This window comes from Streptomyces sp. NPDC006487, from assembly GCF_042870555.1.
Taxonomy (GTDB): Bacteria; Actinomycetota; Actinomycetes; order Streptomycetales; family Streptomycetaceae; genus Streptomyces.
On the sequence record NZ_JBIAHN010000013.1, the window covers coordinates 155,345 to 171,171 of the forward strand.

Consider the following 15,827-nt stretch of genomic DNA (forward strand, 5'->3'; position numbering starts at 1 on the left):
CGTGCGTGGGCCCGGCCGGGTAATAGGTCTACACCAATTCCCGGCAACCTCTTGTCACCCGGGCCATTGACTGATGAGCTATGCCCGGGGACACAACCGGGGACACAACGGACACCCTGGGAAAGGGAGATGCGTCGTGAGCAATGAAAGCCTGGCCAATCTGCTCAAGGAGGAGCGGCGGTTCGCACCGCCCGCCGATCTGGCCGCCGCCGCCAATGTGACTGAGGCTGCGTACGCACAGGCCGATGCGGACCGGCTGGGCTTCTGGGCCGAGCAGGCGCGGCGGCTGAGCTGGGACACCGAGCCCACCGAAACGCTCGACTGGAGCAACCCGCCCTTCGCGAAGTGGTTCGCGGACGGCAAGCTGAACGTCGCGTACAACTGCGTGGACCGCCACGTCGAGGCCGGCAACGGCGACCGCGTGGCCATCCACTTCGAGGGCGAGCCCGGCGACAGCCGCTCGATCACCTACGCCGAGCTCAAGGACGAGGTCTCCCGGGCCGCGAACGCCCTGACCGAGCTGGGCGTACAGGCCGGCGACCGGGTCGCCGTCTACCTGCCGATGATCCCCGAGGCGGTCGTCGCGATGCTCGCGTGCGCCCGCGTCGGCGCCGCGCACTCGGTCGTCTTCGGCGGTTTCTCCGCCGACGCCGTCGCCTCCCGCATCCAGGACGCCGACGCGAAGCTGGTCATCACCTCCGACGGCGGCTACCGCCGGGGCAAGCCCTCCGCCCTGAAGCCCGCCATCGACGAGGCCGTCGCCAAGTGCCCGCAGGTCGAGCACGTCCTCGTGGTGCGCCGCACCGGCCAGGACACCGCCTTCACCGAGGGCCGGGACGTCTGGTGGCACGAGATCGTCGAGCGCCAGAGCACGGAGCACGCGCCGCAGGCCTTCGACGCCGAGCACCCGCTCTTCATCCTCTACACCTCGGGGACCACGGGTAAGCCCAAGGGCATCCTGCACACCTCCGGCGGCTACCTCACGCAGGCCTCGTACACCCACCACGCGGTGTTCGACCTGAAGCCGGAGAGCGACGTCTACTGGTGCACCGCCGACATCGGCTGGGTGACCGGGCACTCCTACATCGTCTACGGGCCGCTCGCCAACGGCGCCACCCAGGTGATGTACGAGGGCACGCCGGACACCCCGCACCAGGGCCGGTTCTGGGAGGTCGTGCAGAAGTACGGCGTCACCATCCTCTACACCGCGCCGACCGCGATCCGTACCTTCATGAAGTGGGGCGACGACATCCCCGCGAAGTTCGACCTGTCGAGCCTGCGCGTGCTGGGCTCGGTCGGCGAGCCGATCAACCCCGAGGCCTGGATCTGGTACCGCAAGCACATCGGCGGCGACCGCTGCCCGATCGTGGACACGTGGTGGCAGACCGAGACCGGCGCGATGATGATCTCCCCGCTGCCCGGCGTCACCCAGACCAAGCCCGGCTCGGCGCAGCGCGCACTGCCCGGAATCGCCGCCACCGTCGTGGACGACGAGGCGAACGAGGTCCCGAACGGCGGAGGCGGCTACCTGGTCCTCACCGAGCCGTGGCCGTCGATGCTGCGCACCATCTGGGGCGACGACCAGCGGTACATCGACACGTACTGGTCGCGCTTCGAGGGCAAGTACTTCGCGGGCGACGGCGCCAAGAAGGACGAGGACGGCGACATCTGGCTCCTCGGCCGCGTCGACGACGTCATGCTCGTCTCCGGCCACAACATCTCGACCACCGAGGTGGAGTCGGCTCTCGTCTCGCACCCCTCGGTCGCCGAAGCGGCGGTCGTCGGCGCGAACGACGAGACCACCGGCCAGGCCATCGTGGCCTTCGTCATCCTGCGCGGCAGCGCCTCCGAGACGGACACGCTGGTCGGCGAGCTGCGCAACCACGTGGGTGCCACGCTCGGCCCGATCGCCAAGCCGAAGCGGATCCTGCCGGTGCAGGAGCTGCCGAAGACCCGCTCGGGCAAGATCATGCGCCGCCTGCTGCGCGACGTGGCCGAGAACCGCGCGGTCGGTGACGTCACCACGCTCGCGGACTCCTCGGTCATGGACCTGATCCAGAGCAAGCTGCCGGCAGCCGGCAGCGAGGACTGACACCCCGTACGGCACGTGAGGGAGGGGCATTCGGCGCGCCGCGCCGGATGCCCCTTTCGCGCATAAAGTGACGATCACCGGATACGCCCATGCGTACACCCTGTAAAGTGTTAAGAGCGTAAAAAATTACTCCACAGGGTGCGCCGGGAAGTCTGGTCGGCAACGTGCTTCGCCATGCCGTCCAACCCACCCCGGAGGTCCCACCCGTGGCCGCGCCCACCCCCACCGACAGCCAGAACCGCAAGCTCCTCGGACGCCTCTCGCTGCCCGAGCGCCGCTTCGTGGCCGACGCCCTGCGCGCCGAGACGGTCGGCGGCGTCCTCCTCCTCGCGGCCGCGATCGCCGCCCTCATCTGGGCGAACGTGCCCGCCATCTCGGCGAGCTACGACAGCGTCCGCTCCTTCCACATCGGGCCCGCCTCCCTCGGCCTGGACCTTTCGCTCCAGCACTGGGCGGCCGACGGCCTGCTCGCCGTCTTCTTCTTCGTCGCCGGCATCGAGCTCAAGCGCGAGCTCGTCGCGGGCGACCTGCGCGACGCCAAGGCGGCCGCGCTCCCGGTGATCGCCGCGATCTGCGGCATGGCCGTGCCCGCGCTGGTCTACGTACTGACCAACGTGCTCGGCAACGGCTCCACGGACGGCTGGGCGGTCCCGACCGCCACCGACATCGCCTTCGCGCTCGCCGTCCTCGCCGTCATCGGCACCTCCCTGCCGTCCGCGCTGCGCGCGTTCCTGCTGACCCTGGCCGTCGTCGACGACCTGTTCGCCATCATGATCATCGCGGTGTTCTTCACCAGCGAGATCAACTTCCTGGCGCTCGGCGGCGCGGTCGCCGGCCTGGTCCTCTTCTGGTTCCTGCTCCGCGTGAACGTGCGCGGCTGGTACGTCTACGTCCCGCTCGCCCTGGTCATCTGGGGCCTGATGTACAACAGCGGCGTCCACGCCACCATCGCCGGTGTCGCCATGGGTCTGATGCTGCGCTGCCACCGCAAGGAGGGCGAGGAGCACTCCCCCGGCGAGCACATCGAGCACCTGGTCCGTCCCGTCTCGGCCGGTCTCGCCGTACCGCTCTTCGCCCTCTTCTCGGCCGGCGTGTCCCTCTCCGACGAGGCCATCGGCCAGGTCTTCACCCGGCCCGAGACCCTCGGCGTGGTGCTCGGCCTCGTCGTCGGCAAGACGTTCGGCATCTTCGGCGGCACCTGGCTCGCCGCCCGCTTCACCAAGGCCGAGCTCAATGACGACCTCGCCTGGCCGGACGTGTTCGCCGTCGCCTCGCTCGCCGGCATCGGCTTCACCGTCTCGCTGCTGATCGGCGAGCTCGCCTTCACCGACGACCTGGTCCTCGCCGACGAGGTCAAGGCCGCCGTCCTGATCGGCTCGCTGATCGCCGCGGTCTTCGCGGGCATCCTGCTGAAGATGCGCAACCGGAAGTACAAGGCGCTCACCGAGGACGAGGAGCGCGACGAGGACCTCGACGGCATCCCCGACATCTACGAGCAGGACAAGCCGGACTACCACCTGCGGATGGCGAAGATCTACGAAGCCAAGGCCGCGGAGCACCTGCGCAGGGCCGAGGAGGCCGCCGCCGGTGCGCAGGGCGCCGCGGCCGAAGCTCCGGGCGGGTCCAGCGCCGACGGCGGCCGTCCGGCATGATCTGACCTGACGACAGGACAGCCGTCGCAGTCGGACGACAGAGGGAGAGAGCGATGAGCGCAGTGGACCAAGGGGCCCCAGGAGCCGAGCGCACACTCGGCCAGCTGGTCGCCTCGGCCACCGCCGAGATGTCCGCCCTGGTGCACGACGAGATCGCCCTCGCCAAGGTGGAGATCAAGCAGGACGTCAAGCGCGCGGGCATCGGCAGCGGCGCCGCCATCGTCGCGGGCGTGCTCCTGCTCTTCTCGCTGCCGGTGCTGAGCTTCGCCGCGGCGTACGGGATCCACAACCTCGGGCTCGGCCTGGCCTGGTCCCTCCTGATCGTCGGTGTGGCGTTCTGGCTGCTCGCGGGCGTGATCGGTCTGATCGCCATGGCGAAGTTCAAGAAGATCAAGCCGCCGGTGAAGACCATCGCCTCCGTCAAGGAGACCGCGGCCCTCGTCGGTACCGTCAAGCCCCACGCCCGGTCGGTCAGTGACAACGCCGTGGGTGTGGCACGCTCGTCTTCATGACAGCCCCCTCGTCCGATTCCGGCACGTTCGGTACGCCCCCCACCGCCGCCACGGCGGTCCGGATCGCCATCCCCGGCGGGCGAGAAGTGACGCACCGGGACGTCGCGGCCAACGGGGCGCGGTTCCACGTCGCCGAGCTGGGTGACGGACCGCTGGTGCTGCTCCTGCACGGTTTCCCGCAGTTCTGGTGGACGTGGCGGCACCAGATGACCGCGCTGGCCGACGCGGGCTACCGGGCAGTCGCGATGGACCTGCGCGGGGTGGGCGGCAGCGACCGCACCCCGCGCGGCTACGACCCGGCCAACCTGGCGCTCGACATCACCGGGGTCGTACGGTCCCTCGGCGAGCCCGACGCCGCCCTCGTCGGGCATGACCTGGGCGGCTACCTCGCCTGGACGGCGGCGGTCATGCGGCCGAAGCTGGTGCGCCGGCTGGTGGTGTCCTCGATGCCGCACCCGCGCCGGTGGCGCTCCGCGATGCTGTCCGACTTCGGACAGACCCGCGCCAGTTCGCACATCTGGGGCTTCCAGCGGCCGTTCGTGCCGGAGCGTCAGCTCGTCGCCGACGACGGAGCGCTCGTCGGCGAACTGATCCGCGACTGGTCGGGTCCCCGGCTCCCCGAGGAGGACGACGTCGCGGTGTACCAGCGTGCGATGTGCATCCCCTCCACCGCGCACTGCTCGGTCGAGCCGTACCGCTGGATGATGCGGTCCATGGCCCGGCCCGACGGCCTGCAGTTCAACCGGCGCATGAAGCGGCCGGTGCGGGTGCCGACGCTGCACCTGCACGGCTCGCTCGATCCGGTGATGCGCACGCGGAGTGCGGCGGGGTCCGGGCAGTACGTCGAAGCCCCGTACCGCTGGCGGCTCTTCGACGGGCTCGGGCACTTCCCGCACGAGGAGGACCCGACGGCGTTCTCGACCGAGCTGGTCAACTGGCTGAAGGATCCCGAGCCGGACCGCTGAGCCGGACCGCTGGGCCGGACCACCGAGTCGGACCGTCGCTTATATGACAAGCATTCAATTGCCTGACGCATAGGCCAATTGGCCGCCCCGAACGCGATTACCGACCTTGGGCCCCGGGCACAGCTCGGAGTATGGGCTGGACGCACGACTACGGTGACACCGCACACGAACGCCGCTCGACGGTCACGCCGGGCACGCACAGGGGGCAGGGCCGCGAAGGCCACGACGACCCCCGACTCGGGATTCCGCGCATCCTGCGCCGGCGGGCCCGCTGGGTCTCCGCCCGGCTCAGGCACCAGCGTACGTAGACAGGGGCCAGGGCAGGGGTTCCGGGGTCCGACAGGGCCACGGGGCCCCTCAAGGCTCCTGTGGGCTCAGAGGGCGCAGCCCTGGCTGCCGACCCGCTGGTTCGCCGTCTCGCCGATCCGGATGTCCTCGCGGATCTCGTCCGTGGTCAGGGCGTAACCGGTGTTGGGGTCGTCGAGGGACTTCGCGAAGACGACTCCGTACACCTTGCCCTCGGGCGTCAGCAGCGGACCGCCGGAGTTGCCCTGGCGGACCGTCGCGAACAGGGAGTAGACGTCCCGTCGCACGGTTCCCCGGTGGTAGATGTCCGGGCCGTTGGCGTTGATCCGGCCACGGATGCGGGCCGAGCGGACGTCGTAGGCGCCGTTCTCCGGGAAGCCCGCGACGATGGCGTCGCTGCCGCTCACCGCGTCCTTGTCGGTGAACTCCAGCGCCGGCGCCTTCAGCTTGGGCACGTCCAGGACGGCGATGTCGCGCTCCCAGTCGTAGAGCACGACCTTGCCGTCGTAGAGCTTGCCCTCCCCACCGACCTGCACGGTCGGTTCGGCGACCCCGCCGACGACGTGCGCGTTGGTCATCACCTTGCCCGGCGCGAAGACGAAGCCGGTGCCCTCCAGCACCTTGCTGCACGCGGGCGCCGTGCCGACGACCTTCACGATCGACTGCTTGGCGTACTCGGCCACGGGGCTGCGCGCGAGCAGCGGGTCCGGCGGCTTGACCTCGGTGATCGGCTCGTTGGAGAACGGGCTGAAGACCTGCGGGAAGCCGTTGCGGGCCAGTGTGGAGCTGAAGTCCGAGAACCAGGTGTTCGCCTGCGCCGGGAGCACCCGGGAGACACCGAGGAGCACCTTGGAGTTGCGGACTTCCTTGCCCAGCGTGGGAAGTGACGTACCGGCGAGCGCGGACCCGATCAGCCAGGCCACCAGCAGCATCGCGACCACGTTCACCAGGGCGCCGCCCGTCGCGTCGAGCGCGCGCGCCGGCGACCACGTGATGTGGCGCCGGAGCTTGTTGCCCAGGTGGGTGGTCAGCGCCTGGCCGATCGAGGCACAGATGATGATCACGACCACGGCGATGACGACGACGGTGGTGGACACCTGGGTGCCGTTGTCGGTGACCCGGTCCCAGATCAGGGGCAGCAAGGACACGGCGACGAGACCACCGCCGAGGAAGCCGATCACCGACAGGATGCCGACGACGAACCCCTGGCGGTAGCCGACGATCGCGAACCACACGGCGGCGAGCAGCAACAAGATGTCCAGCACGTTCACAGAGGTCACCGTCTCATGCGCGCCAGTCGAGCGGGACTTCCCGGGACCGGTCCCAGGGGCGCTCCCAGCCGGCGAAGTGCAGGATCCGGTCGATCACCCCGGCGGTGAAACCCCAGACCAGAGCCGATTCCACGGTGAAGGCCGGGCCCTGGAAGCCGCCGGGGTGCACGACGGTGACACGGTGCTCGGGGTCCGTGAGATCGGCCACGGGCACCGTGAAGACGCGGGCGGTCTCGGCCGGGTCGACCACGCCGACCGGGCTGGGGGCGCGCCACCAGCCGAGCACCGGGGTCACGACGAACTCGCTGACCGGAATGTAGAGGCGGGGCAGCACCCCGAAGAGCTGGACCCCGGCCGGATCCAGACCGGTCTCCTCCTCGGCCTCGCGCAGCGCGGCGCGCAGCGGGCCGGTGGTGTGCGGGTCGCCGTCCTCGGGGTCGAGGGCGCCGCCGGGGAAGGAGGGCTGGCCGGGGTGCGAGCGCAGGGTGCCGGCGCGCTCCATCAGCAGCAGCTCGGGGCCGCGGGGGCCCTCGCCGAAGAGGATCAGTACGGCGGACTGGCGGCCGCGGCCGTCCTCCGGCGGCAGGAACCGGCTGAGCTGGGTGGGCCGCACCGTCCGGGCCGCCCCGACGACGGGGTCCAGCCAGTCGGGCAGGCCTTGGGTACGGAGCTCGGTGCTTCCGCGCCGGCCGCTCCGGGTGTCGTACGGGCCGCCGTACGGAACTTCCTGCGCGGCGGTGCCCGCCTGGCGGTTCTGCGTGGCCTCTGTCATAGGCACCCCTGTCCGTGTTCCCCCACACCGCCAAACGCGGTGCGGGTAGCGATTCGTTCCTGGCACTGCGGGTCCGTTGCCAGGGGCCGGCCCCCGGACCCCCCGCTCCTCAAACGCCGGAGGGGCTGGATCTGGCCGGGGCCGGACGGGACGCGGCTGCGCTCGAAGAGGCCGCGGGGCTGCTCACGGGGCGGAGGAGCCGCCCAGCGGTAGCGCCGGGAGGCCCGGGTAGTCCGGGGGCGGGGTCAGGCGCTGGCCGGGCTGGCCGCCCTTCTCGTACTTCAGGAGCTTCGCGGCCTTCTCCGGGTCGGTCTCGCCCTCCCCGTAGGCCGGGCAGAGCGGTGCGATCGGGCAGGCCCCGCAGGCGGGCTTGCGGGAATGGCAGATCCGGCGGCCGTGGAAGACGACGCGGTGCGAGAGCATCGTCCACTCGCTCTTCGGGAAGATCGCGCAGATCTCCGCCTCGACCTTCTCCGGGTCCTCCTGCTCGGTCCACTTCCAGCGCCGCACCAGGCGCCCGAAGTGGGTGTCGACCGTGATGCCGGGGACGCCGAAGGCATTGCCGAGGACCACGTTCGCCGTCTTGCGGCCCACCCCGGGCAGCGTCACCAGGTCCTCGATCCGGCCCGGCACCTCACCGCCGAAGTTGTCGCGCAGGGACTGTGAGAGGCCGAGCAGGGACTTGGCCTTCGCCCGGAAGAACCCGGTCGGCCGGATGATCTCCTCCAGCGCCTCCGGATCGGCTCCGGCCATGTCCTCGGGGGTCGGGTACGCGGCGAAAAGGGCCGGGGTCGTCTGATTCACGCGCAGGTCGGTGGTCTGCGCGGACAGGACGGTGGCGACCAGCAGCTCGAAGGGGTTGCGGAAGTCGAGCTCCGGGTGCGCGTACGGGTAGACCTCCGCCAGCTCGCGGTTGATCCTGCGTGCTCGCCGCACCATCGCCAGATGGCTCTCCGGCTTCGTCCCGGCCTTCTTGACCTTGCTCTCTGCCATCCCCGAAGGCTACGCCGCGCGGCCCTCCGCCCGTGGCCGGACGTGAGCTCCGCCCGGCGGGGGTTTCTTGGCCGAAGTTTTGCCCTGAAGCGGGGGTGACTGCTCCGGGAGGGCTCCCACCAGGCCGTGTTCGCCCACGGCTGAATTTACTGTCGCCGTCACTCCCCCGGACCCCTTGGCCTGTGCTCTCACCGGCCTGTTGGACACCCCGCAGGTCCGGGACACGGCGGCGACGGCCGCCCCGGACCTCAGGTAACACCACCCCGATCGGCCTCTCGCCGCACAGCACACCCGTACGTCCGGCATCCTTGTGATGAACGTGATTGATCGCACTGTTTGAGCCGTCCGGCAAAATGGGGGAGCGATCCCCCGGCTGGTCGACATAGGAGAGAGACTCGTGGACGACGTACTGCGGCGTGCCCCGCTCTTCGCGGCGCTCGATGACGAGCAGGCCGCGGAGCTCCGCGCCTCCATGGGCGAGGTGACCCTCGCACGTGGTGACGCCCTGTTCCACGAGGGCGACCCCGGTGACCGGCTCTACGTCGTCACCGAGGGCAAGGTGAAGCTTCACCGCACCTCCCCCGACGGCCGCGAGAACATGCTGGCCGTCCTCGGCCCCGGAGAGCTGATCGGCGAGCTGTCGCTGTTCGACCCGGGCCCGCGCACCGCCACCGCCACGGCGCTGACCGAGGTCAAGCTGCTGGGTCTGGGTCACGGAGACCTCCAGCCCTGGCTGAACGCCCGGCCCGAGGTGGCGACCGCGCTGCTGCGCGCCGTCGCGCGGCGCCTGCGCAAGACCAACGACCAGATGTCCGACCTGGTCTTCTCCGACGTTCCGGGCCGCGTCGCCCGTGCGCTCCTCGACCTGTCGCGCCGCTTCGGCGTGCAGTCGGAGGAAGGCATCCACGTGGTGCACGACCTCACGCAGGAGGAGCTGGCCCAGCTCGTCGGCGCCTCGCGCGAGACCGTGAACAAGGCACTGGCCGACTTCGCGGGACGCGGATGGCTCCGCCTCGAGGCCCGCGCGGTGATCCTGCTGGACGTGGAGCGGCTGGCGAAGCGGTCGCGCTGACGCTGGTCTTGGCTGGTCGAGGGGTCCTGCCCGGTCGGGCGGGGCCCCTTTTCGTGTACCTGCGGCGCCGTTCCGGGGCTCTGCCCCCGCGCCCCCGCGCCCCAAACGCCGGCGGGGCTGATTTTGGCTGCGCATCGGTCCCGAGGGGAGGAACCCCGGCGTTTTGTCAGGAGGCCCGGAGCCTGCGGCGAGGCACAGTGGACCCATGGAGCACAGAGGCCTCGACGCGTACGGGTACTTCGAGCGCGAAGGCTCGCTCGGGCAAGTGCAGGCCGAGTTCCGGGGACTCGTCGCCGCCGCGCGGAAGCGGATCGGGGAGGCGTACGGGCGACGGCTGCACAGCGCCTACCTGTACGGGTCCGTGCCGCGCGGGACGGCCCGGCCCGGGCGGTCCGACCTCGACCTGCTGATCGCCCTGCACCACGCGCCCGGCGAGGAGGACCGCGACACCACCGAGGCTCTGGCGCGCGGCCTCGACGAGGAGTTCGCGGAGATCGAAGGGGTCGGGATCCTGCTGTACGGCAAGGACCGGCTGCTGAGCGAGCAGGAACGTTACGACCTGGGCTGGTTCCTCGCCTGCCTGTGCACCCCGCTGCTCGGCGCGGACCTGGCCGAGCACCTGCCCCGCTACCGGCCGGACGGCCTGCTCGCCCGCGAGACCAACGGCGACCTCGCCGAGCTGCTGCCCAAGGTGCGCGAGCGGATCCGCGAGGCGGCCACGCCCGAGGAGTACCGGAAGCTGTGCCGGGGCGTCTCCCGGCACCTCGTACGGACCGGGTTCACCCTCGTCATGCCTCGGTGGGGCGGCTGGACCAGCGACCTCACCGAGTCGGCGGAGGCGTTCGGGCAGTACTACCCGGAGCGCGCCGACCAGATGCGCGCCGCGGCCGCCGCCGCACTGGACCCGGTCGCCGACCCGGCCGTGCTGCGCGCCTACGTCGAGGACCTCGGGCCGTGGCTCGCGGACGAGTACACGGCCCGGCACGGGAAGAAGACTCCCCGCCCGGCGGGCTAGCCCGCCCCCTGCCCGCTCACTCGGGAGCCCCGGGGATCAGCCCGTGCTCCTTCAGGTACTCCAGCTGCGCGCGTACGGACCACTCCGCGGCCGGCCACAGCGACCGGTCCACATCGGCGTAGACGTGGGCGACGACCGCCTCGGGGGTGGTCAGGCCGTTCTCGACCGCCGTCTCGATCTGCGCGAGGCGGTGGGCCCGGTGGGCGAGGTAGAACTCCACCGCGCCCTGCGCGTCGTCCAGGACCGGCCCGTGCCCCGGGAGCACCGTGTGGACCCCGTCGTCGACCGTCAGCGAACGCAGCCGGCGCAGGGAGTCCAGGTAGTCGCCGAGCCGCCCGTCGGGGTGCGCGACGACGGTGGTGCCGCGCCCCAGGATCGTGTCACCGGTCAGGACCGCTCGGTCGGCCGGCAGGTGGAAGCAGAGCGAGTCCGCGGTGTGGCCGGGCGTCGGCACCACGCGCAGTTCCAGACCGCCCGTGCGGATGACGTCCCCGGCGGCCAGACCCTCGTCTCCCAGGCGCAGGGCCGGGTCCAGGGCGCGGACCTTCGTCCGGGTCAGCTCGGCGAAGCGGGCCGCGCCCTCCGCGTGGTCGGGGTGTCCGTGGGTGAGGAGGGTGAGCGCGACCCGCTTGCCCGCCCGCTCGGCGGCGGCGATCACCGCGCACAGGTGTACGTCGTCCAGCGGGCCGGGGTCGATCACCACGGCCAGGTCGGAGCCGGGCTCGGAGACGAGCCAGGTGTTGGTGCCGTCGAGGGTCATCGCGGAGGCGTTCGGGGCCAGGACGTTCACCGCGCGGGCGGTGGCGGGCCCGGAGACGACCAGCCCGCGGGGCTGGCCGGGCAGGGCGGCGGCATCGGTCATGCGGGGGCTCCCCCCGGGTTCGCGGGGCCGGGCTCCGCGTGGCCCGGCCCCGCGGGGGCGGCACCTGTGAGGCGGACGCGCTTGGTGAACTCGTCGTGGCCCGGCCAGCTGAGCACGAGCTCCCCGTCCGTGAGGGTGGCCTTGGCGAGGACCGGGGTCAGGTCCTGGGCGCCGGCCGCGGCGAGGGCCTCGGCGGGGCTCCCGTACGGCTCCAGGGAGCGCAGGGTGGTGATGGTGGGCGGCATCATCAGCAGCTCGCCCTTGTCGTAGCCGGCGGCGGCGTCGGCGGGGCGGATCCAGACCGTGCGGTCGGCCTCGGTGGAGGCGTTGCGGGTGCGCTGGCCTTCGGGGAGGGCCGCGACGAAGAACCAGGTGTCGTAGCGGCGCGGCTCGAACTCCGGGGTGATCCAGCGGGCCCACGCGCCGAGCAGGTCGGAGCGCAGGACGAGGCCACGGCGGTCGAGGAACTCGGCGAAGGACAGCTCACGGGCGACCAGGGCCGCGCGGGCGGCCTCCCAGTCCTCGCCGGTGGTGTCGCCGACGACGGTGTCCGCGGACTCGCCCGCGAGCAGGACCCCGGCCTCCTCGAAGGTCTCGCGGACGGCTCCGCAGACGATCGCCTGGGCGGTGGCGGGGTCGGTGCCCATCCGCTCGGCCCACTCGGCGCGGCTCGGGCCGGCCCAGCCGATGAGGTGGTCCTCGTCGCGGGGGTCCACACCGCCGCCGGGATACGCGTAGGCGCCTCCGGCGAAGGCCATCTCGGCGCGGCGGCGCAGCATGTGCACGGCGGGGCCGTCGGGGGTGTCGCGCAGCAGCATCACGGTGGCGGCGCGCCTCGGTTCCACCGGGGTGAGGGCGCCGTCCGCGAGGGCGCGGATCCGGTCGGGCCACTCCGGGGGGTACCACTGACCTCCGGCGGAGGTCTCTTGCTGACCGTACTGACCATTCGGCATGGCGGGATGCTACGGGCATCCGGGCCGATGTTCGAGGGGCGGCCTCCGCACACCGCTGCGCGGGGCCTGTCCGGCTGCGGGTGGGCCGCTGCGCGGGGCGGAGTCCCCGCTGCAACCCTTGCCGCTGCGCGGGGCGGAGTCCCCTACCGCCCTTCCACCGTCCCCCGGGCGCTGCCCGGACCCGTGAAGACCCTGGGGCTCCGCCCCAGACCCCGGTCCTCAAACGCCGGACGGCTGAAAAGCAAACGCCGGCGGGGCTGGATGCATCCAGCCCCGCCGGCGTGAGAACGCTGGGATCAGGCTCCCGGGACCAGCTCGACCTGGATCTCGATCTCGACCGGGGCGTCCAGCGGGAGGACCGCCACGCCGACCGCGCTGCGGGCGTGGACGCCCTTGTCGCCGAGGACGGCGCCCAGCAGCTCGCTCGCGCCGTTCAACACGCCCGGCTGGGCCGTGAAGTCGGGGGCGGAGGCGATGAAGCCGACCACCTTCACGACGCGCGCGATCTTGTCGAGGTCGCCGATGACGGACTTCACCGCGGCCAGGGCGTTCAGCGCACAGGTCGCGGCCAGCTCCTTGGCCTGCTCCGCCGAGACCTCGGCGCCGACCTTGCCGGTGACCGGCAGGTTGCCCTTGACCATCGGGAGCTGACCCGCGGTGTACACGTAGGCACCCGACCGCACGGCCGGCTGGTACGTGGCCAGCGGCGGGACGACCTCGGGGAGGGTCAGGCCGAGTTCGGCCAGCTTCGCCTCGACGACTCCGCTCATGCCGCCTTCTCCCGCTTCAGGTAGGCCACGAGCTGCTCGGGGTTGTTCGGCCCGGGGACGACCTGGACGAGCTCCCAGCCGTCCTCGCCCCAGGTGTCCAGGATCTGCTTGGTGGCGTGGACCAGCAGCGGGACGGTCGCGTATTCGAACTTCTTGGTCATGGGAGCGAGCGTAGTGCCTGCCGTGCGGGGCCCCGCCACCACCGCCGCCGCACGGGAGGAATTAGGCTCGGGCCCTGTGAGCAGGCTCCAGGTGGTCAGCGGCAAGGGCGGCACCGGCAAGACCACGGTCGCCGCGGCACTCGCGCTCGCCCTCGCACGCGAGGGCAAGCGGACTCTTCTCGTGGAGGTCGAGGGCAGGCAGGGCCTCGCCCAGGTCTTCGGGGCGGAGGCGCTCCCCTACGAGGACCGGAAGATCGCCGTCGCCTCGGGCGGCGGGGAGGTCTACGCGCTCGCCATCGACGCGGAGCGGGCGCTCCTGGACTACCTCCAGATGTTCTACAAGCTCGGCTCGGCCGGCCGGGCCCTCAAGAAGCTCGGCGCCATCGACTTCGCGACGACCATCGCGCCCGGGCTGCGGGACGTGCTCCTGACGGGCAAGGCGTGCGAGGCGGTCCGCCGCAAGGACAAGTCCGGCCGGTTCGTCTACGACCACGTGATCATGGACGCTCCGCCGACCGGCCGGATCACCCGCTTCCTGAACGTCAACGACGAGGTGGCGGGCCTGGCCCGGTTCGGGCCGATCCACAACCAGGCGCAGGCCGTCATGAAGGTGCTCAAGTCCCCCGAGACGGCCGTGCACCTGGTCACCCTGCTGGAGGAGATGCCCGTGCAGGAGACCGCCGACGGGATCGCGGAACTCCAGCAGGCGGGCCTGCCGGTGGGGCGGGTCGTCGTCAACATGGTCCGGCCGCACCACCTCGACGAGGACGCCCTGCGCGCCGCCGCCGGCGAGCGGCGCTCGGACGTCTCCCGGGCGCTGTCCCGGGCCGGCCTCGGCAGCGCCCGGCGCGGCGGGCTGGCCGAACGGCTGGTGGACCCGCTGCTCGCGCAGGCCTCGGAGCACGCGAGCCGGGTGGAGCTGGAGCGCGCCCAGCGCGCCGTACTGGCGGGGCTGGACGTGCCGACGTACGAACTCCCCCTGCTCGGCTCGGGGATGGACCTGGCCGGGCTCTACGGGCTCGCCGCGGAGCTGCGCAAGCAGGTGGGCGAGGAATGAGCGAGGCCGGGACGGTGGAAGCGAAGATGGAGGCGAAGATGGACGCTCCCCCGCGGCTGGACGTCGACCGGCTGCTGGACGATCCGCAGACCCGGATCATCGTGTGCTGCGGTGCGGGCGGCGTCGGCAAGACCACGACCGCGGCGGCGCTCGGGGTACGGGCGGCCGAGCGCGGGCGCAAGGTGGTGGTCCTGACCATCGACCCGGCGCGCAGGCTGGCCCAGTCGATGGGGATCGACTCGCTCGACAACACCCCGCGCAGGGTGAAGGACGTCCAGGGCGCCGCCGGCGGTGAACTGCACGCCATGATGCTCGACATGAAGCGGACCTTCGACGAGATCGTCGAGGGCCACTCCGACCCCGAACGCGCCGAGGCCATCCTCGCGAACCCCTTCTACCAGTCCCTGTCGGCCGGCTTCGCGGGCACGCAGGAGTACATGGCGATGGAGAAGCTGGGGCAGCTGCGGGCCCGGGACGACTGGGACCTGATCGTGGTGGACACCCCGCCGAGCCGCTCCGCGCTGGACTTCCTGGACGCGCCGGGGCGCCTGGGGTCCTTCCTGGACGGGAAGTTCATCCGGGTGCTGATGGCTCCGGCGAAGGTGGGCGGCCGGGCGGGGATGAAGTTCCTCAATGTCGGCATGTCGATGATGACGGGCACGCTGAGCAAGCTGATGGGTGCCTCGCTGCTGAAGGACGTACAGACCTTCGTGGCCGCCATGGACACCATGTTCGGAGGGTTCCGCACCCGTGCGGACGCGACCTTCCAGCTCCTCCAGGCTCCCGGCACGGCGTTCCTCGTGGTCTCCGCGCCCGAACCGGACGCGCTGCGCGAGGCCGCGTACTTCGTGGAGCGGCTGGCCGCCGAGCGGATGCCGCTGGCCGGGCTCGTACTGAACCGGGTGCACGGCAGCGGCGCCGAACAGCTGTCGGCGGAGCGGGCGTTGGCCGCTGCGGAGAATCTTGAAGAAGGCCGCATTGTGGATCAGGAGTCCGGGAAAGCTGGACTTCGTGACTCTACGGACCCCGGCTCCGCCTCCGCCTCCGACTCCGACACCGCCCCCCGCACCGCGCGAGAGACCGGCACCGACGCCGTAGACGTCGACCAGGACGTCGCCGTGGAGGCCGACGCACACGCCGGCGCGGACGCCGACGTGGATGTGATCACGGCAGGACTGCTCCGCCTGCACGCGGAGCGCATGCAGGTCATCGCGCGCGAACAGCGCACGCGTGACCGCTTCACCTCGCTGCACCCCGAAGTGGCGGTGGCCGAAGTGGCTGCCCTGCCCGGCGACGTACACGACCTCGCCGGGCTGCGGGCCATCGGAGAGCGACTCGCGGCCGGGGTTCCGGCCGGAGCTTAGGCGTTCCTAC

Annotated in this window: 15 protein-coding genes; 8 read left to right on the top strand and 7 right to left on the bottom strand. The window is 71.6% G+C overall.

Going from position 1 to position 15,827, the window contains the following annotated elements; translation table 11 throughout:
- Window positions 1-136 precede the first annotated feature (136 nt).
- The 4 genes from acs (at window position 137) to ACFYM0_RS23840 (ending at window position 5,221) form a co-directional block, all read left to right on the top strand.
- A complete protein-coding gene (acs, locus tag ACFYM0_RS23825) occupies window positions 137-2,092 on the top strand; it encodes an acetate--CoA ligase (RefSeq protein WP_388504554.1) in 1,956 nt (651 codons plus the stop codon).
- Window positions 2,093-2,298: 206 nt separating this feature from the next.
- The gene (gene nhaA / locus ACFYM0_RS23830; RefSeq protein WP_388504557.1) at window positions 2,299-3,744 is read left to right on the top strand and encodes a Na+/H+ antiporter NhaA; all 1,446 of its coding nucleotides are present in this window, start codon (window positions 2,299-2,301) and stop codon (window positions 3,742-3,744) included.
- A 53-nt stretch (window positions 3,745-3,797) separates the two neighbouring features.
- On the top strand, window positions 3,798-4,256 hold the full coding sequence (locus ACFYM0_RS23835) for a phage holin family protein (protein WP_388504560.1): 459 nt from the start codon (window positions 3,798-3,800) through the stop codon (window positions 4,254-4,256).
- The gene (locus tag ACFYM0_RS23840) at window positions 4,253-5,221 is read left to right on the top strand and encodes an alpha/beta fold hydrolase (RefSeq protein WP_388504562.1); all 969 of its coding nucleotides are present in this window, start codon (window positions 4,253-4,255) and stop codon (window positions 5,219-5,221) included. Before ACFYM0_RS23835 ends, ACFYM0_RS23840 begins: the two co-directional genes overlap by 4 nt.
- Window positions 5,222-5,595: 374 nt before the next feature.
- Here ACFYM0_RS23840 and ACFYM0_RS23845 read toward each other — a convergent pair whose 3' ends face one another.
- The 3 genes from ACFYM0_RS23845 to nth form a co-directional block, all read right to left on the bottom strand.
- Entirely contained in the window at window positions 5,596-6,798 is a 1,203-nt protein-coding gene (locus tag ACFYM0_RS23845) for a MarP family serine protease (protein WP_388504908.1), read from the bottom strand.
- A gap of 13 nt (window positions 6,799-6,811) precedes the next feature.
- The gene (locus ACFYM0_RS23850) at window positions 6,812-7,576 is read right to left on the bottom strand and encodes an NUDIX hydrolase (RefSeq protein ID WP_388504565.1); all 765 of its coding nucleotides are present in this window, start codon (window positions 7,574-7,576) and stop codon (window positions 6,812-6,814) included.
- Window positions 7,577-7,753: 177 nt separating this feature from the next.
- Window positions 7,754-8,563 (bottom strand): endonuclease III, encoded by an 810-nt coding sequence (gene nth, locus ACFYM0_RS23855; protein WP_388504567.1) that lies wholly within the window; start codon window positions 8,561-8,563, stop codon window positions 7,754-7,756.
- 397 nt (window positions 8,564-8,960) lie between these two features.
- On the opposite strand from nth, the gene ACFYM0_RS23860 reads away from it, so the two are divergent.
- Window positions 8,961-9,635, top strand: a complete 675-nt coding sequence (locus ACFYM0_RS23860) for a Crp/Fnr family transcriptional regulator (RefSeq protein WP_003981529.1) — start codon at window positions 8,961-8,963, stop codon at window positions 9,633-9,635.
- A 205-nt stretch (window positions 9,636-9,840) separates the two neighbouring features.
- Window positions 9,841-10,650 carry a nucleotidyltransferase domain-containing protein gene (locus ACFYM0_RS23865; protein ID WP_388504571.1) on the top strand — a complete coding sequence of 270 codons (810 nt, stop codon included), beginning with the start codon at window positions 9,841-9,843 and terminating at the stop codon, window positions 10,648-10,650.
- 16 nt (window positions 10,651-10,666) lie between these two features.
- Here the strand turns inward: ACFYM0_RS23865 and ACFYM0_RS23870 are convergent, their stop codons facing one another.
- The 4 genes from ACFYM0_RS23870 to ACFYM0_RS23885 form a co-directional block, all read right to left on the bottom strand.
- Complete coding sequence (locus ACFYM0_RS23870; RefSeq protein WP_388504572.1) at window positions 10,667-11,512, bottom strand: MBL fold metallo-hydrolase; 846 nt, start codon at window positions 11,510-11,512, stop codon at window positions 10,667-10,669.
- Window positions 11,509-12,465 (bottom strand): NUDIX hydrolase, encoded by a 957-nt coding sequence (locus ACFYM0_RS23875; RefSeq protein ID WP_388504575.1) that lies wholly within the window; start codon window positions 12,463-12,465, stop codon window positions 11,509-11,511. Before ACFYM0_RS23875 ends, ACFYM0_RS23870 begins: the two co-directional genes overlap by 4 nt.
- Before the next feature lie 296 nt (window positions 12,466-12,761).
- Entirely contained in the window at window positions 12,762-13,235 is a 474-nt protein-coding gene (locus tag ACFYM0_RS23880) for a RidA family protein (protein ID WP_266906135.1), read from the bottom strand.
- Complete coding sequence (locus tag ACFYM0_RS23885; protein WP_112447450.1) at window positions 13,232-13,396, bottom strand: DUF4177 domain-containing protein; 165 nt, start codon at window positions 13,394-13,396, stop codon at window positions 13,232-13,234. The genes ACFYM0_RS23880 and ACFYM0_RS23885 overlap by 4 nt, the downstream gene beginning before the upstream one ends.
- A 76-nt stretch (window positions 13,397-13,472) precedes the next feature.
- Between ACFYM0_RS23885 and ACFYM0_RS23890 the strand changes: the two genes are divergently transcribed.
- Together ACFYM0_RS23890 and ACFYM0_RS23895 are read left to right on the top strand one after the other, a co-directional pair.
- Complete coding sequence (locus ACFYM0_RS23890; protein ID WP_388504579.1) at window positions 13,473-14,453, top strand: ArsA-related P-loop ATPase; 981 nt, start codon at window positions 13,473-13,475, stop codon at window positions 14,451-14,453.
- On the top strand, window positions 14,450-15,817 hold the full coding sequence (locus ACFYM0_RS23895) for an ArsA family ATPase (RefSeq protein ID WP_388504582.1): 1,368 nt from the start codon (window positions 14,450-14,452) through the stop codon (window positions 15,815-15,817). Before ACFYM0_RS23890 ends, ACFYM0_RS23895 begins: the two co-directional genes overlap by 4 nt.
- The last annotated feature ends 10 nt before the right edge of the window (window positions 15,818-15,827 follow it).